Annotated in this window: 27 protein-coding genes; 18 read left to right on the top strand and 9 right to left on the bottom strand. The window is 66.8% G+C overall.

All coding sequences use genetic code 11. From position 1 onward, the window contains the following. Nucleotides 1-21 precede the first annotated feature (21 nt). From pgsA to BMW75_RS18460, 3 genes are all read left to right on the top strand, one after another. Nucleotides 22-594, top strand: coding sequence for a CDP-diacylglycerol--glycerol-3-phosphate 3-phosphatidyltransferase (gene pgsA / locus BMW75_RS18470; protein WP_076520184.1), 573 nt, complete (start codon nt 22-24; stop codon nt 592-594). A gap of 159 nt (nt 595-753) precedes the next feature. Further along, a complete protein-coding gene (locus BMW75_RS18465; RefSeq protein WP_092581328.1) occupies nt 754-2,061 on the top strand; it encodes an MFS transporter in 1,308 nt (435 codons plus the stop codon). A 218-nt stretch (nt 2,062-2,279) separates the two neighbouring features. Beyond that, entirely contained in the window at nt 2,280-3,281 is a 1,002-nt protein-coding gene (locus BMW75_RS18460) for a cytochrome-c peroxidase (protein ID WP_092581327.1), read from the top strand. Nucleotides 3,282-3,332: 51 nt separating this feature from the next. Here BMW75_RS18460 and queF read toward each other — a convergent pair whose 3' ends face one another. Further along, nucleotides 3,333-4,157, bottom strand: a complete 825-nt coding sequence (queF, locus tag BMW75_RS18455) for an NADPH-dependent 7-cyano-7-deazaguanine reductase QueF (RefSeq protein ID WP_076520187.1) — start codon at nt 4,155-4,157, stop codon at nt 3,333-3,335. Between the two features lie 353 nt (nt 4,158-4,510). On the opposite strand from queF, the gene aceA reads away from it, so the two are divergent. Beyond that, nucleotides 4,511-5,830 (top strand): isocitrate lyase, encoded by a 1,320-nt coding sequence (aceA, locus tag BMW75_RS18450; RefSeq protein WP_076520188.1) that lies wholly within the window; start codon nt 4,511-4,513, stop codon nt 5,828-5,830. Between the two features lie 181 nt (nt 5,831-6,011). On the opposite strand, the gene BMW75_RS18445 is transcribed toward aceA, so the two are convergent. Then, nucleotides 6,012-7,076, bottom strand: coding sequence for an NAD(P)-dependent alcohol dehydrogenase (locus BMW75_RS18445; protein WP_076520189.1), 1,065 nt, complete (start codon nt 7,074-7,076; stop codon nt 6,012-6,014). Between the two features lie 105 nt (nt 7,077-7,181). Between BMW75_RS18445 and BMW75_RS18440 the strand changes: the two genes are divergently transcribed. After that, entirely contained in the window at nt 7,182-8,066 is an 885-nt protein-coding gene (locus BMW75_RS18440; protein WP_092581326.1) for a LysR family transcriptional regulator, read from the top strand. Nucleotides 8,067-8,098: 32 nt separating this feature from the next. Here BMW75_RS18440 and BMW75_RS18435 read toward each other — a convergent pair whose 3' ends face one another. From BMW75_RS18435 to bioD, 3 genes are all read right to left on the bottom strand, one after another. Then, entirely contained in the window at nt 8,099-8,428 is a 330-nt protein-coding gene (locus BMW75_RS18435; RefSeq protein WP_092581325.1) for a type II toxin-antitoxin system RelE/ParE family toxin, read from the bottom strand. Continuing rightward, on the bottom strand, nt 8,425-8,676 hold the full coding sequence (locus tag BMW75_RS18430; RefSeq protein ID WP_092581448.1) for a type II toxin-antitoxin system ParD family antitoxin: 252 nt from the start codon (nt 8,674-8,676) through the stop codon (nt 8,425-8,427). Before BMW75_RS18430 ends, BMW75_RS18435 begins: the two co-directional genes overlap by 4 nt. Before the next feature lie 71 nt (nt 8,677-8,747). Next, nucleotides 8,748-9,416 (bottom strand): dethiobiotin synthase, encoded by a 669-nt coding sequence (gene bioD, locus BMW75_RS18425; protein ID WP_092581447.1) that lies wholly within the window; start codon nt 9,414-9,416, stop codon nt 8,748-8,750. Between the two features lie 328 nt (nt 9,417-9,744). Between bioD and BMW75_RS18420 the strand changes: the two genes are divergently transcribed. From BMW75_RS18420 to BMW75_RS18370, 11 genes are all read left to right on the top strand, one after another. Beyond that, nucleotides 9,745-10,722 carry a P-type ATPase actuator domain-containing protein gene (locus BMW75_RS18420; RefSeq protein ID WP_092581324.1) on the top strand — a complete coding sequence of 326 codons (978 nt, stop codon included), beginning with the start codon at nt 9,745-9,747 and terminating at the stop codon, nt 10,720-10,722. Then, nucleotides 10,719-10,880 carry a cbb3-type cytochrome oxidase assembly protein CcoS gene (ccoS, locus tag BMW75_RS18415; RefSeq protein WP_076520194.1) on the top strand — a complete coding sequence of 54 codons (162 nt, stop codon included), beginning with the start codon at nt 10,719-10,721 and terminating at the stop codon, nt 10,878-10,880. Before BMW75_RS18420 ends, ccoS begins: the two co-directional genes overlap by 4 nt. A 174-nt stretch (nt 10,881-11,054) precedes the next feature. Continuing rightward, nucleotides 11,055-12,542, top strand: coding sequence for a cytochrome-c oxidase, cbb3-type subunit I (gene ccoN / locus BMW75_RS18410; RefSeq protein WP_076520195.1), 1,488 nt, complete (start codon nt 11,055-11,057; stop codon nt 12,540-12,542). 10 nt (nt 12,543-12,552) lie between these two features. Next, nucleotides 12,553-13,281 (top strand): cytochrome-c oxidase, cbb3-type subunit II, encoded by a 729-nt coding sequence (gene ccoO, locus BMW75_RS18405; protein WP_092581323.1) that lies wholly within the window; start codon nt 12,553-12,555, stop codon nt 13,279-13,281. Nucleotides 13,282-13,283: 2 nt separating this feature from the next. Then, the gene (locus tag BMW75_RS18400) at nt 13,284-13,460 is read left to right on the top strand and encodes a cbb3-type cytochrome oxidase subunit 3 (RefSeq protein ID WP_076520197.1); all 177 of its coding nucleotides are present in this window, start codon (nt 13,284-13,286) and stop codon (nt 13,458-13,460) included. Further along, nucleotides 13,457-14,422, top strand: a complete 966-nt coding sequence (ccoP, locus tag BMW75_RS18395; protein WP_092581322.1) for a cytochrome-c oxidase, cbb3-type subunit III — start codon at nt 13,457-13,459, stop codon at nt 14,420-14,422. The genes BMW75_RS18400 and ccoP overlap by 4 nt, the downstream gene beginning before the upstream one ends. 72 nt (nt 14,423-14,494) lie before the next feature. Next, entirely contained in the window at nt 14,495-15,988 is a 1,494-nt protein-coding gene (gene ccoG / locus BMW75_RS18390; protein ID WP_092581321.1) for a cytochrome c oxidase accessory protein CcoG, read from the top strand. A gap of 37 nt (nt 15,989-16,025) precedes the next feature. Then, the gene (locus BMW75_RS18385) at nt 16,026-16,298 is read left to right on the top strand and encodes a FixH family protein (protein ID WP_092581320.1); all 273 of its coding nucleotides are present in this window, start codon (nt 16,026-16,028) and stop codon (nt 16,296-16,298) included. A gap of 16 nt (nt 16,299-16,314) precedes the next feature. Beyond that, on the top strand, nt 16,315-16,551 hold the full coding sequence (locus BMW75_RS18380; protein WP_076520201.1) for a hypothetical protein: 237 nt from the start codon (nt 16,315-16,317) through the stop codon (nt 16,549-16,551). A gap of 97 nt (nt 16,552-16,648) precedes the next feature. Further along, nucleotides 16,649-17,572: an ABC transporter ATP-binding protein gene (locus BMW75_RS18375; RefSeq protein ID WP_092581446.1), complete on the top strand. Its 924-nt coding sequence runs from the start codon at nt 16,649-16,651 to the stop codon at nt 17,570-17,572. Next, a complete protein-coding gene (locus BMW75_RS18370) occupies nt 17,569-18,330 on the top strand; it encodes an ABC transporter permease (protein ID WP_076520202.1) in 762 nt (253 codons plus the stop codon). Before BMW75_RS18375 ends, BMW75_RS18370 begins: the two co-directional genes overlap by 4 nt. 44 nt (nt 18,331-18,374) lie before the next feature. Here BMW75_RS18370 and BMW75_RS18365 read toward each other — a convergent pair whose 3' ends face one another. From BMW75_RS18365 to BMW75_RS18355, 3 genes are all read right to left on the bottom strand, one after another. Then, entirely contained in the window at nt 18,375-19,085 is a 711-nt protein-coding gene (locus BMW75_RS18365) for a glutathione S-transferase family protein (RefSeq protein ID WP_092581319.1), read from the bottom strand. A 164-nt stretch (nt 19,086-19,249) separates the two neighbouring features. Then, nucleotides 19,250-19,672 carry a DUF4168 domain-containing protein gene (locus BMW75_RS18360; protein WP_092581318.1) on the bottom strand — a complete coding sequence of 141 codons (423 nt, stop codon included), beginning with the start codon at nt 19,670-19,672 and terminating at the stop codon, nt 19,250-19,252. Between the two features lie 212 nt (nt 19,673-19,884). Beyond that, nucleotides 19,885-20,700, bottom strand: coding sequence for a sulfite exporter TauE/SafE family protein (locus BMW75_RS18355; RefSeq protein ID WP_092581317.1), 816 nt, complete (start codon nt 20,698-20,700; stop codon nt 19,885-19,887). A gap of 121 nt (nt 20,701-20,821) precedes the next feature. Between BMW75_RS18355 and BMW75_RS18350 the strand changes: the two genes are divergently transcribed. After that, complete coding sequence (locus BMW75_RS18350; RefSeq protein ID WP_092581445.1) at nt 20,822-21,643, top strand: AraC family transcriptional regulator; 822 nt, start codon at nt 20,822-20,824, stop codon at nt 21,641-21,643. A 115-nt stretch (nt 21,644-21,758) separates the two neighbouring features. Here the strand turns inward: BMW75_RS18350 and BMW75_RS18345 are convergent, their stop codons facing one another. Further along, nucleotides 21,759-22,403: a PAQR family membrane homeostasis protein TrhA gene (locus BMW75_RS18345; RefSeq protein WP_076522029.1), complete on the bottom strand. Its 645-nt coding sequence runs from the start codon at nt 22,401-22,403 to the stop codon at nt 21,759-21,761. A 386-nt stretch (nt 22,404-22,789) separates the two neighbouring features. Between BMW75_RS18345 and BMW75_RS18340 the strand changes: the two genes are divergently transcribed. Next, nucleotides 22,790-23,917 carry an extracellular catalytic domain type 1 short-chain-length polyhydroxyalkanoate depolymerase gene (locus BMW75_RS18340; protein WP_092581316.1) on the top strand — a complete coding sequence of 376 codons (1,128 nt, stop codon included), beginning with the start codon at nt 22,790-22,792 and terminating at the stop codon, nt 23,915-23,917. Nucleotides 23,918-24,037: the final 120 nt, after the last annotated feature.

Below are 24,037 nucleotides of genomic sequence, written 5' to 3'. Positions count from 1 at the left end.
AGCTGTTAGCATACGGACACTATGCCAATTAACGTTCCCATAATCCTGACGTGGCTGCGCATCGCCATGATTCCGCTGGTGGTCGGGCTGTTCTACCTGCCCGAAAGCTGGATGGCTGTCCCGACGCGCGACACCCTGGCCGCATGGGCCTTCATCATCGCCGCCCTGACCGACTGGTTCGACGGCTGGCTCGCCCGGCGCTGGAACCAGACGTCGGCATTTGGCGCATTCCTCGACCCGGTGGCCGACAAGCTCATGGTCTGCGCCGCCCTGATCGTGCTGCTCGACCTCAGCCGGGTCGACGCCTTCATCTCCCTGATCATCATCGGCCGCGAAATCACGATTTCCGCCCTGCGCGAATGGATGGCCAAGATCGGCGCCAGCGCCAGCGTGGCCGTGCACCGGCTGGGCAAGTTCAAGACGGCCGCGCAGATGATCGCCATTCCGTGCCTGCTGTACAACCAGTCGATCTACGGCGTCAACACGAAGCTGCTGGGCGACATCCTGATCATCGTCGCGGCGGTGCTGACGGTCTGGTCGATGCTGTATTACCTGCAGCGCGCCTGGCCCGCCATTCGCGAAAAGGCCCTGTAACACCGATCCAAGAGCGATACGCCGGCTCGATCCGGCACGGCGCGCGCGCCACGATCGCCACGAACACGACGCCCGGGCGCAAGTCCGCGCGTCGCCGGAGACAACCCGCGGTCCGCCCCTGGCGGAGCGCATCCTGCCGCGTCCCCGCGGCTTTTTGCAATGAACACCGCCACCGCCGCCAACACTTTGCTCTCGGATGCCGCCGTACGCCGGCGCGATTGGAAAATCATCCTGCTCATCGGCGTGGCGCATGCCTCGTCCCACTTCTTCCAGCTCGTGCTGCCGTCCCTCTACGGCGCGCTGGGCCTGGAATTCGGGCTGGACTTCGCCCGGCTGGGCCTGCTGGTGTCCACCTTTTACGTGGTGTCCGGCATCGGCCAGGCCTCCTCGGGCTTCGTGGTCGACCGGATCGGCGCGCGCCCGGTGCTGTGGTTCGGCCTGGGCTGCTTCGTGCTGTCGGGCGTGCTGATCGGGTCGGCCACCGGCTACGCCATGCTGATGGCCGCGGCCGTCGTGGGCGGCATCGGCAACTCGGTCTTCCACCCGGCGGACTATTCCATCATCAACCATCGCATCACCGCGCCGCGGTTGGGCCATGCGTTCTCGACGCACGGATTGACCGGCAACCTCGGCTGGGCGCTCACGCCGGTCTTCATCACGACCATCACGCTGCTCGCCAACTGGCGCGTCGCGGCCTATAGCGCCGCCGGTCTGGTGGCGCTGGTGCTGCTGCTGACGGTGCTGGGACGCGACCTGCTGGGCGGTCCGTCGCCGGCCGATGCCCGGGACGACGCCCGGGACGCGGGCAGTGCGGCGAAGCCCGCCGCCAAGCCGCAGGAGGGCGTGCTGGCCACGCTGACCGCGCTGCTGTCCCGCCCCGCCTTGTGGGGCGCCTTCCTGTTCTTTGCCTGCACGTCGATCGCGCTGTCGTCGGTGCAGAACTACACGATTCCGCTGCTGGGCCAGCTTTACGACCTGTCCAAGGTCACCGCCAGCTCCGCACTGTCGGGCTATATGGTCGCCTCGGCCGTGGGCATGGCGGCGGGCGGCTTCCTGGTGTCGGCCAATCCGCGCACCGAGCGCACCGTCATGGTGGCGCTGATCCTGGCGGGCTTGACGCTGGTTGTGCTGGCGCTGGGTATGGTGCCCGCGGTGCTGGCCGCGCCCGTCGTCGGCCTGGCGGGCTTTTGCTCGGGCGTGGCCGCGCCGTCGCGCGACATGCTGATCCGCCGCGTGACGCCCAAAGGGTCGACCGGATCGGTCTACGGCCTGGTGTACTCCGGCATGGACGTGGGCTCGGCCCTGGGGCCGCTGGCCTTTGGCCTGCTGCTGGACGCCGGGCTGCGCCAGGGCCCGTGGGTGGGCGCAGGCGTCGCGTTCGCGGTCGCGGCATTCCTGGCCCAGTGGATCGCGGTGCAGGCGCGCCGCGCCGAACCGCCGGCGCCTGCGGCGATGGCGCGATCCTGACGCCCGACGTCAGGCACCGCACGCCCGACACCCCGCCCCTGACTGCTGACGCCTGACCTCCGCCCGCGCCGCCCGCGCGGGCGTTGTCTTGCGCGCGGTCAAACTTCAGTTTTGCCCGCAGGCGGCGGCCGGCGCGGCTTGACGCCCCGCAAGGCCGCCGCGGCGCTTGCTCGCTGTAATAACCCTGAGCATGAACAGGTTATTCACAGGAGAAGCAAATGAGAAAGCAAAGCATGCTGCTGGCGGCGGGCATCGTCATGGCGCTGTGGGCAGGGCAGGCCCGGAGCGCCTCGCAGGAACCCATCCAGCCAATCCAACCCGCCGTGGTCCAGAACCCGGGCAAGGTCGAACTGGGCAAGAAGCTCTTTTTCGATCCCCGCCTGTCGCGTTCCGGCGCGATCTCCTGTAATTCCTGCCACAACCTCGCCATGGGCGGCTCGGACAATCTGAAGGCGTCCATCGGCCATAAATGGCAGCAGGGCGGCATCAACTCGCCGACCGTGCTCAATGCCAGCCTGAACATCGCCCAGTTCTGGGACGGCCGCGCCAAGGACCTGCGCGAGCAGGCGGGCGGCCCGATCGAGAACCCGATGGAAATGGCCTCGTCGCACGAACTGGCGGTGCAGGTGCTCAACTCCATCCCGGCCTATCGCGCCGAGTTCAAGCAGGTCTTTGGCAAGGACCAGATCACCATCGGCGAGGTGACCAGCGCGCTGGCCGCCTTCGAGGAAACGCTGGTCACGCCGAACTCGCGCTTCGACCAGTGGCTCAAGGGCGACGAGAAGGCGCTGACCGTGCGCGAAGCGGCCGGCTATGCGCTCTTCAAGAACAGCGGCTGCGTGGCCTGCCACAACGGCGTGGCGGTGGGCGGCAACTCGTTCCAGAAGATGGGCCTGGTCACGCCCTACGTCACCGAGAACAAGGCCGAAGGCCGCGCCGCGGTCACGGGCAAGGACGCCGATCGCTTCAACTTCAAGGTGCCGACGCTGCGCAATGTTGCCCTGACCTACCCGTACTTCCACGACGGCGAAGCGGCGACGCTGACGCAGGCCGTGGACGTCATGGGCCGCCTGCAACTGGGCCGCACGTTCACGCCCGAAGAGAACGGCCAGATCGTGGCCTTCCTGAAGACGCTCACGGGCGACCAGCCGGTCATCCAATACCCCGTGCTGCCGCCGTCCGAAGACGACACCCCGCGGCCCGAGCCGTTCCTCAAGTAAAAACAACGCGGCCGCCCCTTCGGGCGGCCGTCTGGCTGGGCGGGGCCTGCCTTACTGGCGGACGGTCCGCCTGTCCGCCGGCGGCGCGGCCTCGAAATTGCTGCGCCACGGGTTGATGTCCAGCCCGCCTCGGCGCGTATAGCGCGCATACACCGTCAATTGCTCGGGGCCGCAGGCCTGCATGATGTCGCTGAAGATGCGTTCGACGCAGTGCTCGTGGAATTCCGCGTGCTGGCGGAACGACACCACATACCGCAGCAGCGATTCGCGGTCGATCGGGGCGCCGCGGTAGCGGATCTGGACCGTGGCCCAGTCGGGCTGGCCGGTCACGGGACAGTTCGATTTCAGCAGCCGCGAGGCCAGCGTCTCCTCGACCACGTCGCCCGGCCGGGTGCGCAGCAGCTCGGGCGCGGGCTCGTAGGTGTCGATCTCGATATCCAGCTTGTCGATATAGATGCCGTCCATCTCGCCCATCTGCAACTCGGCAAAGCGCTGCGGCAGGAAGAAGTCCAGCCCGACCGGCGCGCCGGCGGCCGCGCTCAGGTCGCGCTCCAGCCGGCCGCGCAGGGCGGCCGAATTCACCAGGCGGGTCTGGTTGAACGAATTCAAATACAGCTTGAACGACTTGGATTCGATGATGTTGGGGCTGTCGGCCGGCACCGAAAACGTCGCCATGGCGACGCGCGGTTTGCCCTTGGCGTCCAGCCACGACAGTTCATAGGCGTTCCACAGATCCACGCCCTTGAAGGGCAGGTTGTCGTCGCGCAGATTCAGCGCCGCGCGATTGTGCGCACGCGCGATGGGAAAAAGCAGCGAGGGATCGTATTGCGAGGCATAGGCCACGCTCTGCCCGAGCGGGCCGTGAGACAGGGTCATAGCAAAGAAGGGGAGTCCGGGAGGATGACGGCATTGTAGGCGCTTGGAAAAGGCCCGAATTTCCGCGATGTGAAATGTAACCCTCGTATTGTGAAAGCGCCTGCTGCGCAGCAGCGCCACGCCATTTCACAAACGACAATCGCGTTTCATTATACAAAATCGTCTTCGCAACCTATTGATTTTTATAGCGAAGATTTTTTGTCTTCTATAAGACTTGCCATCACATTGCTCCGCAGCAGAGGCATAGACTTTCTCCAACGATTCACGCAACGCCAGACGCGAATCGTTTTTGAAGTTCCAAGACGTTCTCTGAAGTTCCAATCGTTCTCACATCACTGACCAGGAGCATCACAATGAGCAATCGCGAAACCGAAATCCGCAACCTGCAAAAAGACTGGGCTGAAAACAGCCGGTGGCAAGGCATCAAGCGCGACTACAGCGCCGAAGACGTCATCCGCCTGCGCGGCTCAATCAGCGTCGAACACACGCTGGCCCGCCGCGGCGCCACCCGCCTCTGGGATTTGCTGCACAGCGAACCCTTCGTGAACTCGCTGGGCGCCCTGACCGGCAACCAGGCCATGCAGCAGGTCAAGGCTGGCCTGAAGGCCATCTACCTGTCCGGTTGGCAGGTCGCCGGTGACGCCAACCTGGCCGGCGAAATGTATCCCGACCAGTCGCTCTATCCCGCCAACTCGGTGCCCCAGGTGGTTCGCCGCATCAACAATTCGCTGACGCGCTGCGACCAGATCCAGTGGATGGAAGGCAAGAACCCCGGCGACGAAGGCTACATCGACTTCTTCGCGCCCATCGTGGCGGACGCAGAAGCCGGCTTTGGCGGCGTGCTCAATGCCTATGAACTGATGAAGGCCATGATCGAGGCCGGCGCCTCGGGCGTGCACTTCGAAGACCAGCTTGCGTCCGTGAAGAAGTGCGGCCACATGGGCGGCAAGGTGCTGGTCCCGACCCGCGAAGCCGTGTCCAAGCTGGTGTCGGCCCGTCTGGCCGCCGACACGATGGGCACGCCGACCGTGCTGCTGGCGCGCACCGACGCCGACGCGGCCGACCTGGTGACCAGCGACGTGGACGAGAACGACCGCCCGTTCATCACCGGCGAGCGCACCGTGGAAGGCTTCTTCCGCACCCGCGCCGGCATTGACCAGGCCATCTCGCGCGGCCTGGCCTACGCCCCGTACGCCGACCTGATCTGGTGCGAAACCTCCACGCCCAACCTGGAATACGCCCGCAAGTTCGCGGACGCCATCCATCGCCAGTTCCCGGGCAAGCTGCTGGCCTACAACTGCTCGCCGTCCTTCAACTGGAAGAAGAACCTGGACGACGGCACCATCGCCAAGTTCCAGCGCGAGCTGGGCGCCATGGGCTACAAGTTCCAGTTCATCACGCTGGCCGGTTTCCACGCGCTGAACTACGGCATGTTCGAGCTGGCCCACGGCTACGCCCGCCGCCAGATGAGCGCTTTCGTGGAATTGCAGCAGAAGGAATTCGCCGCCGCCGAAATGGGCTTCACCGCCGTGAAGCACCAGCGCGAAGTGGGCACGGGCTACTTCGACGCCGTGACCCAGACGATCGAAGGCGGCAAGTCGTCCACGACCGCGCTGACCGGCTCGACGGAAGAAGCGCAGTTCGAACACGGCAAGTCGCAGAAGGCGGCGTAAAGCCGGCGGCGCCCGGCGGCCGGGGCAGGCCGCCCCGGCCCGTTTCGCGAAACGCCGGCCGCCGTTCTTCTGCTGTTGACTGCGGTTTGCAGGTGTGTAGTTGCAGGTGCTGTTGTAGGGTGGATTCAGGGTGCCTGCGGGCACCCTCTTTTTTTGTACCGCCCGGCCGCGCACCCGCCCGCTACGCCGCGGCGCGCGTGTCCTTCAGGGTCGCCATGTCGATCACGAAGCGGTACTTCACGTCGTTTTTCACCAGGCGCTCGTAGGCCTCGTTGACGGCCTGGATCGGCACGATCTCCACGTCGCTGACGATGCCGTGCTCGGCGCAGAAATCCATCATCTCCTGCGTTTCCGCCATGCCGCCGATCGCCGAGCCGGCCAGCGATTTGCGGCCCATGATCAGGTTGGCGCCAGGGATCGGATCCAGCGGCGTCAGCGCGCCCACCAGCGCCATGGTGCCGTCCAGCGCAAGCAGCGCCATGTAGGGATTGACGTCGTGGCTGACGGGGACGGTGTTCAGCAGGAAGTCGAAGGAGTTGGCGTGGGCCGCCATGGCGTCGGCGTCGCGCGAGACCAGAACCTCGTCCGCGCCCAGGCGTTTCGCGTCGCGCGCCTTGTCGGCGGAGGTGGTGATCATCACGACGTGCGCGCCCATGGCGTGCGCGAACTTCACGCCCATGTGGCCCAGGCCGCCCAGCCCGATGACGCCGACTTTCATGCCGGGGCCGACCTTCCAGTGGCGCAGCGGCGAATACGTGGTGATGCCGGCGCACAGCAGCGGCGCCACGGCCTTGAGGTCCAGGGTGTCGGACACCTTCACGGCGAAATGCTCGCGCACCACGATGCGGTCGGAATAGCCGCCAAAGGTGAGCTGGTCGCTGCCGCGCGCCTTGTCGTTGTACGTCAGGGTGGCGCCTTCCTCGCAGTACTGCTCCAGGTTCAGGCGGCAGGCCTTGCAGTGGCGGCACGAGTCGACCATGCAGCCCACGCCGGCGTAATCGCCCACCTTGAACCGGGAGACGTTCTTGCCGACCTGCGCGATGCGGCCGACGATCTCGTGGCCCGGCACCATGGGATACATGGAATTGCCCCAGTCCCCGCGCGCCTGGTGCAGGTCCGAATGGCAGATGCCGCTGTACAGGATGTCGATCAGCACATCGTCATCGCCCGGTTCGCGGCGGGTGAAACTGAAGGGGACCAGGGGAGTGTCGGCACTGTGGGCGGCGTAGCCTTGGGCTTGGATCATGACGGCCTCTTGCGAATTTGTTGAGCAGGCGGCAACAATAAATCGGCCCCTGTGGGCGTTCAAGCTAGAATTTCGGCATGATTTATTGAATGAATTTGCATAATCATGCCGCTCGACAACCTGTCCCACCTGGCCGCCTTCTCGGCCGTTGCCCGGCTCGCCAGCTTTCGCAAGGCCGGCGAGGAACTGAGCCTGTCCACGTCGGCGGTCAGCTACGCCATCCGCAACCTGGAAGAACGTCTGGGCGTGAACCTGTTCAACCGGACGACGCGCAGCGTGGCGCTGACCGACGCTGGCCAGCGCCTGGCCGAACGTCTGCAGCCCGTGCTGCATGACCTGGGCGATGCGCTGGACGAAATGAACCACTTCCGCGGCGCGGCCGCCGGCACGCTGCGCATCAATACCTCGCGCGCGGCCTCGTACCTGCTGCTGATGCCCATGGCGGCGCGATTCCTCGCGGCTTATCCGGACATCCGCCTGGAAATCGGCGAAGACGACAGCTTCGTCGATATCGTGGGATCGGGCTATGACGCGGGCGTGCGGCTGCTGGAAGCGGTGCCCGAGGACATGGTGGCGGTGCCCATCGGCCCGCCGCTGCGTTCGGTGGTGGTGGCCTCGCCCGGCTACCTGCAAGGGCGCGAACCGCCGCAGCATCCCGCAGACCTGATGCATCACGAATGCATCCGCTACCGCTTTCCCAGCGGACGCTATTTCAAGTGGGCGTTCACGAAGGACGGCGAGACGCTGGAATTCGACTTCCCCGGGCGCATCGCCCTGAGCGACGTCCACGCCGAGGTGCGCGCCGCCACCGACGGCATCGGCATCGGCTATGTGCCGGAGAACTACGTGACCGCCCAGCTTGCGGCGGGCACGCTGGTGCGGCTGCTGGACGACTGGTGCCAGACGATCCCCGGCTTCATGCTGTATTACCCGAAGCAGCGCAGGGTGTCGTCGGCGCTGCGGGCGTTCATCGACATGGCGCGGCAGTGAGCGCGCGGGTCCCGGCCTGCCCGGCGTGGCATTTACACCGCGCCGGGGCCTTCCAGCCACGCGGGGATGTCCCGTTGCTGATGGAGGATGCGCCAGACATCGATATGGTCCTGGTGTTCCACGTAGAAGACCAGATAGGGGTAGCGAGTCAACGGCCAGGAGCGCAGGCCGGGCAGGTTCAGTTCCAGCGCGTATTGGATGGATCCTGTCGCGGGGTGGCGGGCGAGATGCAGGTACGCCCGTTCCAGGGCCTCGATGAACCCGAGCGTAATCTGCTCGGACGCCGTGCTCAGGTAATACGCTATCGCGGTGTCGATATCCGCGTTCGCCTGCACACGCGGGATGACGGGTTTGACCTTCACGCTTGGGAGTCGGGGCCCGAATTCTTACTGGCGCGGGCTCGCAGGCCGGCGAAATAAGCGGCGTCGACCGGGGCAGCCTGTTCGGACGAGGCGCCCGCCAGCAGCAGCCCTCGGAGCTGGAGCCGATCCTGGTCCTTGCGGATGAGTTCGCGGACGTACTCGCTGCTCGTGCTGTAGCCCCGCTCGGTGACCTGTTCGTCAACGAAGGATTTCAGCGAGTCCGGCAAAGAAATGTTCATGGTGCCCATCGCCATAGCTTAGGAGGCTTGGCAAAAATTGGCAAGAACGTAGTTGCCGCAGTCTGCTTGTCGCTGCGCGCTCAACCCGCTTCGGCCGGCGCACCGTCCAGTGCCGCGAGGCATTCGGCCAGCGGCGCGATGTCCCGCGCCAGCGCGTCCACGGCCTCGGCGTCGACGCGCGGCAGCGGCGGGATCTCGGCCAGCACGCGCACGCCGCCGAAGCGCTCGATCGCTTCCTTGTTGCCCGCCGACGGCGGTCCGCTCATCACCACGCCCAGCACCGGAATGCCGCGCCGCCGAAGCGCTTCCAGGCTGAGCAGGGTGTGGTTGATGGTGCCCAGCCCGCTGCGCGCCGCCAGCACCACCGGCATGCCCAGCCGCGCGATCAGGTCGATCATCATGTGCGTGTCGTCGATGGGGTCGTACAGGCCGCCGGCGCCTTCCACGATCAGCGGGGCGCGCGTCGCGGGCGGCACGATGCTGGTGGCGTCGACCACCGTGTCTTCCAGGGTGGCGGCCGCCCAAGGCGACAGCGGCGCCTCCAGCACGTAGGCGGGCAGGTGAAGCCGCTGCGGCGGCAGGCGGGCCAGTTGCGCCACGGTGTCCGTGTCGCCGGGTTCCTCGGCCACGCCGGTCTGCACCGGTTTCCAGTAGTCGGCGTTCCAGGCGCGCGCCAGGATCGCCGACACCAGGGTCTTGCCGATACCGGTGTCGGTGCCGGTTACGAAAACGCCATTGGGCCATCGCATGGTGGTCTTCCACATACCGTGGGCCCGGTGATACGTCACCGTGGCCCCTTGTTCGTGCACACGCGGCCAGAGCGCGGCGCCCAGGCCTGCCAGGCCCCTCGGAAAATAATTGCGGGGCATCAGAATGATTTTGTATCAGCCGCAAGCCGCGCACGCCACCGGCCAGATCGGTCATGGCCGGACGGATGGGGCGGCGTCCCGGCTCGCGGTGAGTCGACACCCGGTGCGTCGGCCCCCGGTGCATCGACCCCCGGGGCGCCGGCAAATCGCCCCGGGCGCCTTGATTCAGATCAAGACGCCCGGGACCCGGGCTGGCTACCATCGGCACATGCGAGCCAAATCGATTTTCGCCGTCCCGGCCAACTTGCCCGATGCCGACCGCCAGCAGCGCCGCCATGCGCTGGTGCGCCTGTCGCTCGCCTGGCTGGCGATGATGCAGGTCATGATGTTCGCGTGGCCGGGTTATCTGCGCCACGAAAGCATGCCGGCGGATGCGCTCGAGACCCTGGACTGGGCCATCGTCCTCATGAACTGGGCCAGCTTTGCGCTGACGGTGCCGGTCGTGCTGTATTCGGCATGGCCCATCTGGCGCCATGCCGGCGCCAATCTGCGCGCGGGGCGCGCGGGCATGGACGTGCCGGTGGCGCTGGGCATCGTCGCCGCCTTCATTCCCAGCGTCCTCGCCACATGGACCGGCCGGGGCGAAGTCTATTTCGATTCGGTCACGATGTTCGTGGCGTTTCTGCTGACCGCGCGTTACCTCGAACTGTGCGCGCGCCAGTCCTTCGGCGGCGCGGGGTCGGCGGGCCGCCGACACGCCCGCGTGGAAGAACAACGGCTGCGGCTGGGCGCGCGCGCCGACCGCGTGGCGTCGCGTTTCGTCATGATCCAGGTCGCGTTGGCGCTGGCCGCCGCGGCGGGCTGGGCCTACATCGACCCGGCCCACAGCATCCCCGTGATGGTGGCGCTGCTGGTCATGAGCTGTCCCTGCGCCATGTCCATGGCCGTGCCCACCGCGATGGCCTCCGCGCACAGCGCGCTGGCGGCGCATCCGGACCTGCCGGACGCGGCGCTGGATGCCCTGCTCGCCGAGGCCCGGCGCAAGGCGCGGCAGAACCTGTACGGCTCGCTGGTCTGGCATCTGCTGATGACGCCGCTGGCGCTCGCCGGATGGGTCACGCCCTGGCTGGCCGCGATCACCATGCTGCTGTCGTCGCTGGCGGTTGCCTACAACTCGTGGCGCCTGTGCCGCCGCGACTGGTCGGACAGCGTGGCGCCGGGCGCCGCGCTCGGAGCGGCGCCGTGACCATTCTCTATCTGCTCCTGCCGCTGTCGCTGCTCTTCGTGCTGGCGATCGGCGTGTCGCTGTGGTGGGCGGTTTTCAACGGCCAGTACGACGATACCGAGGATGCCGGCACCGCCATCCTGCGCGACGACGACAGCGCCGCCGCGGGCCGCCGCTGAAGCGTCTGCGCGGCGCCGGAAACGCCGCTGCGCCACCTCGATACCCCTTCAAGCGTTGCGGTTATGCGCCGAAGTTCGGGGCGTCGCATCCCGGTTGATCCAAATCAACGCCGACTCCTGTGACTAGTCCCATCATCGAAGCCTGGAAGTTCTTGTTACTTTAGGGGAAGGGTGATGAACGATTGCGCCGCAATCGCAAGCAAGTCCGATACCTTCAACTACAAGGTCGTGAGGCAGTTCGCGCTCATGACGGTAGTCTGGGGCATAGTCGGCATGGCTGTGGGCGTGTTTCTGGCCGCGCAGCTTATTTGGCCTCAGTTGAATTTCGACACCGCATGGCTCAGCTACGGCCGCCTGCGCCCGCTGCACACCAACGCCGTGATCTTCGCCTTCGGCGGCAGCGCACTTTTCGCGACGTCGTACTACGTCGTGCAGCGCACCTGTCAGGCGCGCCTGTTCTGCGACAAGCTCGCCGCCTTCACGTTCTGGGGCTGGCAGGCCGTCATCGTCGCAGCCGCGATCACCTTGCCCATGGGCTTTACCAGCAGCAAGGAATACGCCGAACTCGAATGGCCCATCGACATCCTGATCACCCTGGTCTGGGTCGCCTACGCCATCGTGTTCTTCGGCACCATCATCAAGCGCCGTTCCAAGCACATCTACGTGGCCAACTGGTTCTTCGGCTCGTACATCCTCACCATCGCCATCCTGCACATCTTCAACAACATCGAGATGCCGGTGACGCTGTGGAAGTCCTACTCCGCCTACGCGGGCGTGCAGGACGCCATGGTGCAGTGGTGGTACGGCCACAATGCGGTGGGCTTTTTCCTGACGACCAGCTTCCTGGGCATGATGTATTACTTCGTGCCCAAGCAGGCCGGCCGCCCCATCTACTCGTACCGCCTGTCCATCGTCCACTTCTGGGCGCTGGCCTTCACGTACATGTGGGCGGGTCCGCACCACCTGCTGTACACGTCGCTGCCTGACTGGACCCAGTCGCTGGGCATGACGTTCTCGCTGATCCTGCTGGCGCCGTCGTGGGGCGGCATGATCAACGGCATCATGACCTTGCAGGGCGCCTGGTACAAGCTGCGCACCGATCCCATCCTGAAGTTCATGGTGACCGCGCTGTCGTTCTACGGCATGTCCACCTTCGAAGGCTCGATGATGTCGATCCGCACGGTGAACTCGCTGTCGCACTACACGGACTGGACCATCGGCCACGTGCACTCCGGCGCGCTTGGCTGGGTCGCCATGATCTCCTTCGGTTCGCTCTACTACCTGATCCCGCGCCTGTACGGCCGCGAAAAGATGTACAGCGTCAAGGCCATCGAGCTGCACTTCTGGATCGCGACCATCGGCGTGGTGCTGTACATCGCGGCCATGTGGATCGCCGGCGTGCAGCAGGGCCTGATGTGGCGCGACACGGCCCCGGACGGCACCCTGGTCTACAGCTTCGTCGAGGAACTGAAGACGCGCGTTCCGTACTACCTGATCCGTTTGCTGGGTGGAACCCTGTTCTTGTGCGGTGTGTTCGTCATGGCCTGGAACGTGTGGAAGACGGTGCGCGGCGCGCAGTCGGTCAACCCCGCCATTCCGCAAGACGAACCCCAAGCCGCGCGTGCGCCGGTTCCCGCGACCGCCGTGCCGGCCACTGCCTGACGAGGACATCATGGCCAACAAGAATCATGGCTTCTTTTCCCATCAGACCCTCGAGAAGAACATCGGCTGGATGATCATCGCCAGCATCCTGGTGGTCTCCTTCGCGGGCCTGGTCCAGATCATCCCGCTGTTCTTCCAGCACAGCACCACCCAGCCCGTGGCCGGCGTCGAACCCTACAGCCCGCTGAGGCTGATGGGCCGCGACGTCTACATCCGCGAAGGCTGCGTGGGCTGTCACTCGCAGCAGGTGCGTACGCTGGCTGCGGAAGTCCAGCGCTACGGGTCGTACTCGGTCGCCGCGGAATCGGTCTTCGATCACCCCTTCCTGTGGGGCTCCAAGCGTACCGGTCCCGACCTGGCGCGCGTGGGCGAGCGATATTCCGACGATTGGCACCGCATCCACCTGCGCGATCCGCGCAAGGTGGTGCCGGAATCCAACATGCCCGCCTATCCCTGGCTGGAAAAGACGGTCCTCACGGGCCAGAACGTGGACCAGCGCATGCGCGCCCTGCGCGCCCTGGGCGTGCCGTACACCGACGAGGAAATCGCCGCGGCGCCCAAGGCGATCGAGGGCAAGACGGAAGAAGACGCGCTCGTGGCCTACCTGCAAGGGCTGGGCGTGGGTGTGCGCAAGGCGCAGCTTGCCAAGCAGGCCGAAGAGGCCAAGAAGGCCGAAGAAGCCAAGAAGGCCCGGCAGTCCGCCGTGCAGCCTGCCGCGCAAGCGGCCACGGGAGGCTGACCATGGTCGCCTACCTAAGCGCAATCATCACCGCCATCTCGATGGCAACCTTTTTCGGCATCGTCTGGTGGGCCTGCTCGCGCGGCCGCCAGGGCGCCAACCGCGAATCGGCCATGCTGCCGTTCGCACTGCCCGATGAATTCGGTCAGGCACAACAAGATGGAGCGAATCGGTCATGAGCGATTTCGTCAATAGCTTCTGGGGGTATTTCATCGCGATCGTCGCGGTGGGCGGGGTGGTGTGGTGCGTGTGGCTGCTGTACACGCAGCGCCGCTGGCTCAGCGCGATGCCGGCCAACGGCCAGGTCGAGGACACCGGCCATGTCTGGGACGGCGACCTGACCGAGCTCAACAATCCGGTCCCCACCTGGTGGACCTGGATGTACCTGCTGGCCTGCGTGTTCGCGCTGGGCTATCTGTTCCTGATGCCGGGGCTGGGCGCCTACCAGGGCAAGCTGGGCTTCAGCAGCGCGCAGGAAGTGGCGCAGCAACAGGCCAAGATGGCCGAAGCGGTTCGCCCCATCTATGCGCGCTTCGAGACCATGTCGGTCCCGCAGATCGCGCAGGATCCGGGCGCGCGAGAAATCGGCCAGCGCCTCTTCCTGAACACCTGCGCGCAGTGCCACGGTTCCGATGCCAAGGGCGGCCCCAGCTTTCCCAACCTGGCGGACGGCGACTGGCTGCATGGCGGTTCGCCCGAGACCATCATGCAGACCATCAAGGAAGGGCGCCTTGGCGTGATGCCGCCCTGGAAGGACTCGATCGATCCCAAGATGGCCGGCGACATCGCGCAATACGTGCGTTCGCTGTCGGGCCTGACGGCCGATCCGGTGCGCGTGTTCCGCGGCAAGCGCGAGTTCGCCAACTTCTGCGTGGCCTGTCACGGTGTCGATGGCAAGGGCAACCCGCTCATGGGCGCGCCCAACCTGACGGACGACGTCTGGCTGTATGGCAGTTCGGAGGCGACCATCGTCAAGACCATTCTCGACGGCCGCGAAAACCGCATGCCGGCGCACGAACACGTCCTGACGCCGGAGCAGATCAAGATCCTGACGGCTTGGGTCTGGGGTCTTTCCAACAAGGCCGAGCCGCAGAAGCAGGCCGCCGCGGCGCCCGCCGACGCCGGCGCCGCCCAGCAGTGAAACCGCGGCACGTAGGTGGGGGGCCGCGCGGCGGCCCCCCATACCGCCAGCACTTACCGTACGGAGCAGCAAATGAATGATGGGTCAACCGCAAGCGTCGGCGGCAGTTCGCCTGGCGGTGACCCGCCGCCCTGGCGGCCGCATACGCGGCCGCCGCGTCCGGGCCAGGAGACCCTGGAACAGACGCTGGCGGGGGTGCGCAGCAAGATCTATCCGCGATCCGTCAGCGGCATCTTCGCCCGCTGGCGCATCGCGTTCGTCTTCCTTACCCAGCTCATTTTCTACGGCCTGCCCTGGCTGCAATGGAACGGCCGCCAGGCCGTCCTGTTCGACCTGGGGGCGCGCAAGTTCTATCTCTTTGGCCTGGTGCTGTGGCCGCAGGACGTCGTGTATCTTGCCGTGCTGCTCGTCATCTCCGCGCTGGCGCTGTTCCTTTTCACCGCCGTGGCCGGGCGTCTGTTCTGCGGCTACGCCTGTCCGCAGACCGTCTACACCGAAATCTTCATGTGGATCGAGCGCAAGGTCGAAGGCGACCGCATCGCGCGCATCCGCCTGGATGAATCGCCCTGGTCCTGGCACAAGTTCCGCCTGAAATTCACCAAGCATTTCCTCTGGATCGCGCTGGCGTGGTGGACGGGCTCGACCTTCATCGGCTATTTCGCGCCCATCCGCGAGCTGGGGCACGAACTGTTCGCCCTGCAACTTGGCGGCTGGCAGTGGTTTTGGATGCTGTTCTACGGCTTTGCGACCTGGGGCAACGCCGGCTTCATGCGCGAATCGGTGTGCAAGTACATGTGCCCGTACGCCCGCTTCCAGAGCGTGATGGTCGACCCGGACACCTTCGTGGTCACCTACGACAAGCGCCGCGGCGATCCGCGCGGCAGCCGCTCGCGCAAGGTGGACCACAAGGCCGCGGGGCTGGGCGACTGTGTCGACTGCAGCCTGTGCGTGCAGGTCTGTCCGACCGGCATCGACATCCGCGACGGCCTGCAGTACATGTGCATTGGCTGCGGCGCGTGCATTGATGCCTGTGAGCAGGTGATGGACAAGATGCAGTACGAGCCGGGCCTCATCCGCTATACGTCCGAGCGCGCCATGCTGGATGGCCTGTCCACCAAGAGCGCACGGTCGCACCTGCTGCGGCCGCGCGTCCTGGTCTACGGCACGCTGATCCTGGCGCTGGCGGTGGCCTTCGTGGTGTCGCTGGCCCTGCGCAATCCGCTGCGCGTCGACGTCATCCGGGACCGCGGCGCGCTGGGCCGCGAGGTTGCCGGCGGCCTGATCGAAAACGTCTACCGGCTGCAGATCATCAACACGTCGGACGTGCCGATGCGCCTGCGCCTGTCGGCCGAGGGCATGCCGGACCTGGCCGTGCTGGCCGGCCAGCAGGGGTCGGACGTGGTCGAGGTCGAAGCCGCCGCCAACAAGCTGGTGCCCATGGTCATTCGCGCCCCGGCGGGCTCGACGCCCGGCGCCCATCCCATCACCCTGCGCGCCCGGGGGCAGGACGGCGACAACCAGCCGGTCGAAACCGACGAGCCCGCCAGTTTCTATGTGCCCGAGTAGGGCGGCCCTTAGCCCTGAACGCCACAAGGATATCTTCATGAACGCTGCACGAATCACCCTCGACCCCGCGGATGCGGCCCCTCCCGTCAAGCCCTGGTACCGCGAGCCCTGGCCGTGGATCCTGATGGCCGGCCCGTTCGCCGCGATGGTGGGCTGCTTCATCACGATCTATCTGGCCATGGCCCAGTTTGCCGACCAGCCCATCGGCGAGGGCGTGGTCAAGCGCGGACTGGTTATCGAACAGGTCGCGGCCAGCGCGGCCGAGGGCCGGGCGGCGCCGAACGCCAGCCCGGCCGCCGCCAAACCTTGAACCGGGGAGTTCACGCATGGGACTGCGATCTTTGATGTGGATCCTGTGGCCGTCCTTTCTGGCCGCCGCCGTGGGAAGCGCACTGATCTTCGCCCTGATCGACCCGCTGGACGTGACCATCTTCGGACATGTCCCCACGGGCCGGATGGGTTTCTACACCGTGTCGTTCTTTGTCCTGTGGGTGATGGCCGGCCTGTCCAGCGCGCTGACGGCCTACCTGATGCCCAAGGTGCAAGAAGACGAAGACTTCTAGTTTTCTCAAAAACCAAACACACCGTTCCGCCACGTTGAACAAGCGGGGGCTGCGCGGCGGGTAAAATCCTCCGGCTATGGTCAAGTTGGGGGCTCGCGTGCAGCCAGTCATATCGGTACAAGGCTTATCCAAGCAATATGCGTCGGGGTTCCAGGCGCTCAAGAACGTCAGCCTGGACATCCAGCGCGGCGAGATTTTTGCCTTGCTCGGGCCGAACGGCGCGGGCAAGACCACGCTGATCAGCATCATCTGCGGCATCGTCAATCCCACCCACGGCGCGGTGCTGGCCGACGGACACGACATCGTCACGGACTTTCGCGCGGCCCGCTCGAAGATCGGGCTGGTGCCGCAGGAAATCTCCACGGACGCCTTCGAAAGCGTCTGGAACACCGTCACCTTCAGCCGCGGCCTGTTCGGCAAGCCGGCCGATCCCGCCTACATCGAAAAGGTCCTGCGCGACCTGTCGCTGTGGGACAAGAAGGACAGCCGCATCATGGCGCTGTCGGGCGGTATGAAGCGGCGCGTCATGATCGCCAAGGCGCTGTCGCACGAACCGGCGATCCTGTTCCTGGACGAACCGACCGCGGGCGTCGATGTGGAACTGCGGCGCGGTATGTGGGAAATGGTGCGGCGGCTGCGCGAAAGCGGCGTCACCATCATCCTGACCACGCACTACATCGAGGAAGCCCAGGAGATGGCGGATCGGATCGGGGTGATCCGCCGCGGCGAGATCATCCTGGTCGAGGAAAAGAACGCGCTCATGGCCAAGCTGGGCAAGCGCCAGCTCGCGCTGACGTTGAAGGCGCCGCTGCCGGGCATCCCGACGGCGCTGGACGCCTACCAGCTCGACCTGTCCGCCGACGGCTACAAGCTCGTCTATACCTACGACAACGAGCGTGGCGGCGACATCTCGCGGCTGCTGCAGGACCTGAGCCGCCTGAACATCGAATTCGCGGATCTCAACACCTCGGAAAGCTCGCTCGAGGACATCTTCGTCAGCCTGGTGCACGGTCAATCATGAATTTCTACGCCATACGCGCCATCTACCTCTTTGAAATGGCCCGCGCCTGGCGCACGCTGATGCAAAGCGTGCTCTCGCCGGTGATTTCCACCTCGCTCTACTTCGTCGTGTTCGGATCGGCCATCGGGTCGCACATGGTCGAGATCGACGGCGTGAGCTACGGCGCGTTCATCGTGCCGGGCATGATCATGCTGTCGCTCCTGACGCAAAGCGTCGCCAACGCCTCGTTCGGCATCTACATGCCGCGCTTTTCCGGCACGATCTACGAGATCCACTCGGCGCCCATCTCCTACGTCGAAATCCTGATGGGCTACGTGGGGGCGGCGGCCAGCAAGTCCATCATCCTGGGCCTCATCATGCTGGCGACCGCAAGGCTGTTCGTCTCGTTCGAGGTGGCGCATCCGCTATGGATGCTGTCCTTCCTGGTGTTGACCGCCGTGACGTTCAGCCTGTTCGGCTTCATCATCGGGATCTGGGCCGACGGCTTTGAAAAGCTGCAGATCATTCCGCTCATGATCATCACGCCGCTGACCTTCCTGGGCGGCACGTTCTATTCCATCAACATGCTGCCGCCGTTCTGGCAGACCGTCACGCTGTTCAATCCGGTCGTGTATCTGGTCAGCGGCTTTCGCTGGGCATTCTTTGGCGTCTCCGACGTCAGCGTCGAGATCAGCGTGGGCATGACGGTGGCGTTCCTGCTGGCCTGCCTGGTGGGCGTGCGCTGGATCTTCAAGACGGGCTATCGGCTCAAGACCTGAAGGGTCAAGCCCCGCGGCGTCAAGCCCCGCGCCCCGCGCCGCGCTCAGGCCGCCTGCGCCGCCGGTCTCACCGCCGCGCGGCGCGCCAGTCCGCCGAATGCGTCCAGCAGCCGCTCGCGCCAGGCGTACACCGGGTCATCCGCGTCCAGCAGCGCCAAGGGGCTGGTGCAACGGGCCCACATGAACATCCCGAAGACCGAATAATCCGCGTAGCCGGGCGCGCTGCCTGCCAGATAGGGCTGCTTGCCCAGCGTCTGGCGCAGGGGCAGCAGCGCGGCGCGCAGCTCGGCGATGCGGTCCGCGTAGCCGGCCGGCAGGTCTTCGAGCCGGCCGAATCGCTTCTCGCGCGTCGCACGGAAGTAGTCCTTGTCCTTGTCGTGGATCAGGTCGTGGATCTCGGGCAGCAGCAGGCGTGCCAGCACGGGCACCAGCGTGGTGTCGGCCCACGCGTTCACGAACTGACTGAGCGGGCGGGCGTGATCGCCGCCAAAGAGCGAGGGCCGTTCGGGAAACGTGTCTTCGAGGTAGCAGGCGATCTGCCAGGAGTCGCTCACGACGTGCTCGCCGTGCACCAGCACCGGCACGAGCTTTTGGCCGGAGAAGCCGATGGCTTCCTTTTCGGTGAAGCGCCAGGGGATGGTCTCGGCTGTCAGGCCCTTGTGGGCCAGCGCCATGTGCGTCTTCCAGCAATGCGGGCTGAAGCGCAACGCGGCATCCGCGCCGGCCAGATCGTAGAGGGTGAGTTCCGGGGTCAAGGTGCGGTGCTCCTGGAGGGCGTCCAAACAAGGGTCTGGCGCCTAGGATAACCGCTCGGCCATCGCCGGCAAACGTGTCCCGCCCTGGGCGAGGCGCCGCGTACCCCGGGCAGGCGGTCGCGTCGCCTTGCCGCGGCGGGGCCACGGCGGCGTGTGCAGGCCGCTCAGCGAGGCGCGGGCGTGCCCGGGCCCATTTTCATGAGCCGCTCCCTGAGCTGCGGGTCCTGCTGCACGGCCTGTCCGATGCCGTTGAACTCTTCGACGGTCAGACCGTCGGCGCGAACCAGCTGCACCATCTTTGCGTCCGCTTCCTGGACGACCTTCTGCTTGGCGTCGTCGGTCTTGGCGGCATCGACCTTGGGGCGGTACTCGGTGACCACGCCCGAGATTTTCTGCGAAGCCGAGGCGAACTTCTGCAATTGCTGGTCCGTGGGTTGCCGCACGGCGGGCGCCATGCCGGGTTGAGCCTGAGTCTGCGCCTGGCTCTGCGCCTGGGGCTGGCTGGCCTGCTGGGCCAGGACAGGGGCACCGGACAGCGCCGTCGTCAGGATGGCGGCGGACAGGAATCCATAAGTGGAACGCTGCATGAAATCTCCTAGTTCCGGTTGAAAGTCCGACCATGATGACGAGCGGGGCGGGCCGGGCACAAGTTTCGCGATGTGTTTTCCTGTGTCGCCAGGCCACCATTTGCCGGCAAGCCCTTGCAGGGCGGCCCCAGGACGCGCGTCCGAAACGTTTTGCGCGGTTTGGTAGTCGCTGCTGGCGGCGATGTGTCCGCAGGTTTATGCGAAAAGGGCCGCTAGAGCGCGATCATGCCGATCATCACGAGGATCAGCAGCAGCACGTAGACGCGCGCGTGCAGGCGGTCGGCAATGCGCGGAATCAGCGGGGCGGCCAGCCGGATGCCGGCCAGCGATCCCAGCGCCAGCGCAGCGAAAGCCAGCAGGTCCACATAACCCACGATCCACGGCGCCAGCGCCTGCGGCGCCTGGCGCGCCGCGGCCAGGTAGGCAAGCGTGCCCGCGAGCGCGACCGGCAGGGTCAGCGGGTTGGCCATGGCGGCGGCCTTGGCCATCGGCAAGCCGCGCCGGCGCAGCAATGGAACGGTCATGACGCTGCCGCCCACGCCCAGGAAGGCGGCAATCGCCCCAATGCCCAGGCCGCCGGCCATCGTAGCCGCACGGCCCATCGCACGCGGCGCCGCGCCTGCGCCCTGCGACATGAAGCCCTGGCGCAACAGGCAATCCAGGATCGTCACGCCCAGGTAGGCGATGAAGGCGTGGCGCACGAAGCCGCCATCGACGCGGGTGGCGGCCAACGCGCCCAGCAGGGCGCCCGCCGCGATGTAGCCCGCCAGCGGCCACACATAGTCGCGAACGATGTTGCCCGCGCGCAGGTGCCTGTGCGTGGCAGACGCCGAACTGACGATCATGACGCATGTGGAGGTCGCCACGGCGATGTGCATCGCCGATTGGCCGATTGCGTCATCCGCGCCATGCATGGCCGTCAGCAGCCCGTACAGCGCGGGCACCACCACGAACCCGCCGCCAAAGCCGAAGAGCACCGTGGTAATGCCGCAAAGGCCGCCAATGAAGACCAACGCCAGATAGAACATGCCGCCATTCCTTGCAGGAAAGCCGCCACGATAGGGGCGCCGCGCCTGGCCCGCTTTCGAGGATGGGACAATGATGTTTTCGTTTCGGCCAAGCCGCCGCCTCGCGAACGCGGCATGCACCATGCGCAACACCCATATCGACCGGCACGACGGCCTTGCCCGTCCGGTGGTCGCGATCGGCAACGACTATCCCCGGGGAGAACTGTTGCCCGACCACGCCCATCGGCGGGCGCAGTTGCTCTATGGCGCCACCGGCGTCATGCACGTGGCTACGCGCGACGGCAATTGGGTGGTTCCGCCGCAACGCGCCGTCTGGATTCCGGCAGGCGTGACGCATCGGGTCCGCATGCTGGGCGTCAGCACGCGCAGCGCCTATATCGAGCCGGGCGCGGCGCGCGCGGGCAGCAAGTCCTGCGAGGTGATCGAGGTGTCGCCGCTGCTGCGCGCGCTGCTGCTGGAGGCCGTGGACATGCCCGCCGCTTATGACCCGCGGGGCCGCGACGGGGCGCTGGCTGCCTTGCTGCTGCACGAGGTCGAGCGCGCGGCAGTGCTGCCGCTGCATATCCCCTTGCCGCGCGACAAGCGGCTTGCGCCGCTATGCCGCGCTTTCATCGCCGCGCCCGATGCGCGCCTGCCGCCGCAGGAATGGGCGGACCGCCTGCACATGAGCGCGCGTACGTTCAGCCGGACCTTCCGGCGGCTGACGGGCATGGCGTATTCCGAATGGCGCCAGCGCGCCTGCGTGGTGCTGGCCCTGGCCCGCCTGGCGGAGGGCGAGCCGGTCACGGCGATCGCGCTGGACTTCGGGTATCAGAGCCCCGCGGCGTTTTCCACGATGTTCCGGCGCGTGCTGGGCCGTCCGCCGAAGGAATACCTGCGTCAGGCCGAACCGCGGCAGGGCGGCCTGCCGGGCGCGGGGCCGGGATCGGTGGGTCCGGGATAGGCGGACGGGATAAGCCGACGGGGCAGGCGGACGGGACAGGCGGACGGGATGGACGAATGCGCGGTGGACGGCGTCGCCGAGCGTGTCCACGACGCCCGCCGGATGCGGCCGCGCGTCAGGCCGCGTACCAGAAGACCGCGAAGAAGTGGCAGACCGTGCCCGCCAGCACGAACAGATGCCAGATGAAATGGCTGTAGCGCCAGCGGTTGTCGAACACGAAGAACACCACGCCGCCCGTGTAGGCCAGGCCGCCCGCCACCAGCCACCACAGGCCGCCCGAGGGCACCCGCTCCAGCAAGGGCTTGACGGCGATCACGACGATCCAGCCCATCGCCAGGTACAGCCCGGTGGACAGCGCGGGCCGGTTGAGCCGCTTGCTGGCCTTCAGGCCCACGCCCAGCAGGGCCAGCCCCCAGACCAATCCGAACAGGGTCCAGCCCCAGGGCCCGCGCAACGCGCCCAGCGCAAACGGCGTGTAGGTCCCGGCGATGAGCAGGTAGATGGCCGAGTGGTCCAGCACGTTGAAGATCTGCTTGGCGCGGCAGCGGGGCAGCGCGTGATAGATGGCGGACGCCAGGTACAGCAGGCACATCGAGGCCGCGAAGACCGCGGCGCCGGCGATGAAGGCCGCATCGCCCTGGCGCGCGGCGGCCGCGATGAGCAGCGGCGTGCCGGCCAGCGCGCCGGCTGCGCCCAGCCCGTGGCTGATGCTGTTGGCGATTTCTTCGCCCAGGGTCTGGGGACGGTCGTTGGGAAACATATCGGCGCCTGCGTGGAACAAGTCGTCCACCATAGGCCTTTTGCCGCGGGCGCTCAAGGGCGCGCGCGGCCTGGCGTCGACGGATGCGGCGCGGGTTTGATCTGGTGCAAACGGCGCGGGCCGCGACCGACCGTTCACGAGGCGGCCGATTGGTTACTCTGTGATACATTTAACACGCGAACGAACTGGCGGCCCACCTGGCGGACAGCCGCGCGGACCGCCGCGGCAGAGACGGCGCCCTGGCTGCATCGCCGGCGTGGCGCCCGCATCCGGCGCCAGGCATCCGCCTTGCGGAGCGGCCAGGCCGCGACGACTGCCGTCCGGCGCCGCGCCCCTTGGCCCGCCGGGCCGTGCGGCAAACAGCATCTACCGAACAGGCCCCAGCCATGGCGCGCAGTTTCAGCAGTCTGTTTTTCAAAGCGGCAAAAAAGATCTCGCGCCTGCAGCGCGCGGCGATGCGCATGGCCACGCCCAAGCCGCCGCGCAAGCGCGCGACGACGGCGCGCAAGACGGCCAAGGCAGTCAAAGCAGTCAAGACGGCCCGTGCGCCCGGGGCGGGGCGGGCGGCAGCGCCTGCCGCGGCCTCGCTGGGCGCCGGGCGTTGGGAAGCCTCGCGCCAATTCTCCGACGGCGCGGGACGCCGTTTGGCTTTCGCCCGCTATACCCCTTTGACGGAAACGCCCGGCGGCCGGCCGCTGGTCGTGATGCTGCACGGCTGCCGGCAGACGTCGTCGGCGTTCGCGCAAGGGTCGCGCATGAACCAGTGGGCAGACGCCGGCGGTTTCATGGTGCTGTATCCGCAGCAGTCCTTGACGCGCCAGGTGCAGCGCTGCTGGCGCTGGTTCCAGCCGAACGACGATCACGGCGGCGCCGAGGCCGACCTGATCGCGGCCCTGATCCGTAACGAGGTCGAGCGCCATGGCCTGGACCCCGAGCGGGTCTACGTGGCGGGCCTGTCGGCCGGCGCGGGCATGGCCGCGCTGGTCGCCTTGCGGCATCCCCGCCTGATCGCGGCGGTGGCCATGCACTCGGGGCCGGTCGTGGGCGATGCGCACAGCGCGGCGGGCGGGATCGGCACGATGCGCCGGGGCAGCATCAAGCCCTTGGTGCCGCTGTTGGCGTCGGTGGCGGACCCCGCCGTGTTTCAGCTCGGCATGCCCGCGCTGATCCTGCACGGCCAGCTCGATCCGGCCGTCGCCCCGCGCAATGCGAAGCAGCTGTTCGAGCAGTTCCGCGCCGTGAATGCCCCTGACCCGCATGTCTTGCCGATCGAGCGGGTGATGGGATTGGGGACGGAAAAGGCCTACCGCCGGGTGGATCTGATGCGCGGCCGCAAGACGGTGCTGCGCCTGTGCGAGATCACGCGGCTGGAGCATGCGTGGAGCGGCGGCGACCCCGCCGTGCGGTATCACGCGCGCACCGGGCCGGATGCGTCCGCGCTGGTGTGGCGGTTCTTCCAGACCCAGCGCCGCGTGGGCGCGGCGGTCACGGCGGGTGCAGGGATGCCAGGGTGACGGGGTCAGGGGCTTTCCAGCCGGCGCCCGAACGGCCCGGCGCATTGTTCGGACGCGAAGAATGGTCATGTCGACGCTGCCGGTGGCCAGCCAGCCCTGGCGCGGCGTAACATCGCGGCA

This window comes from Achromobacter sp. NFACC18-2, assembly GCF_900108985.1.
In the GTDB taxonomy this organism is placed as follows: Bacteria; Pseudomonadota; Gammaproteobacteria; order Burkholderiales; family Burkholderiaceae_B; genus Achromobacter.
The sequence above is the reverse complement of the archived record's forward strand: the minus strand, read 5'-3'. Positions and strand labels throughout refer to the sequence as shown.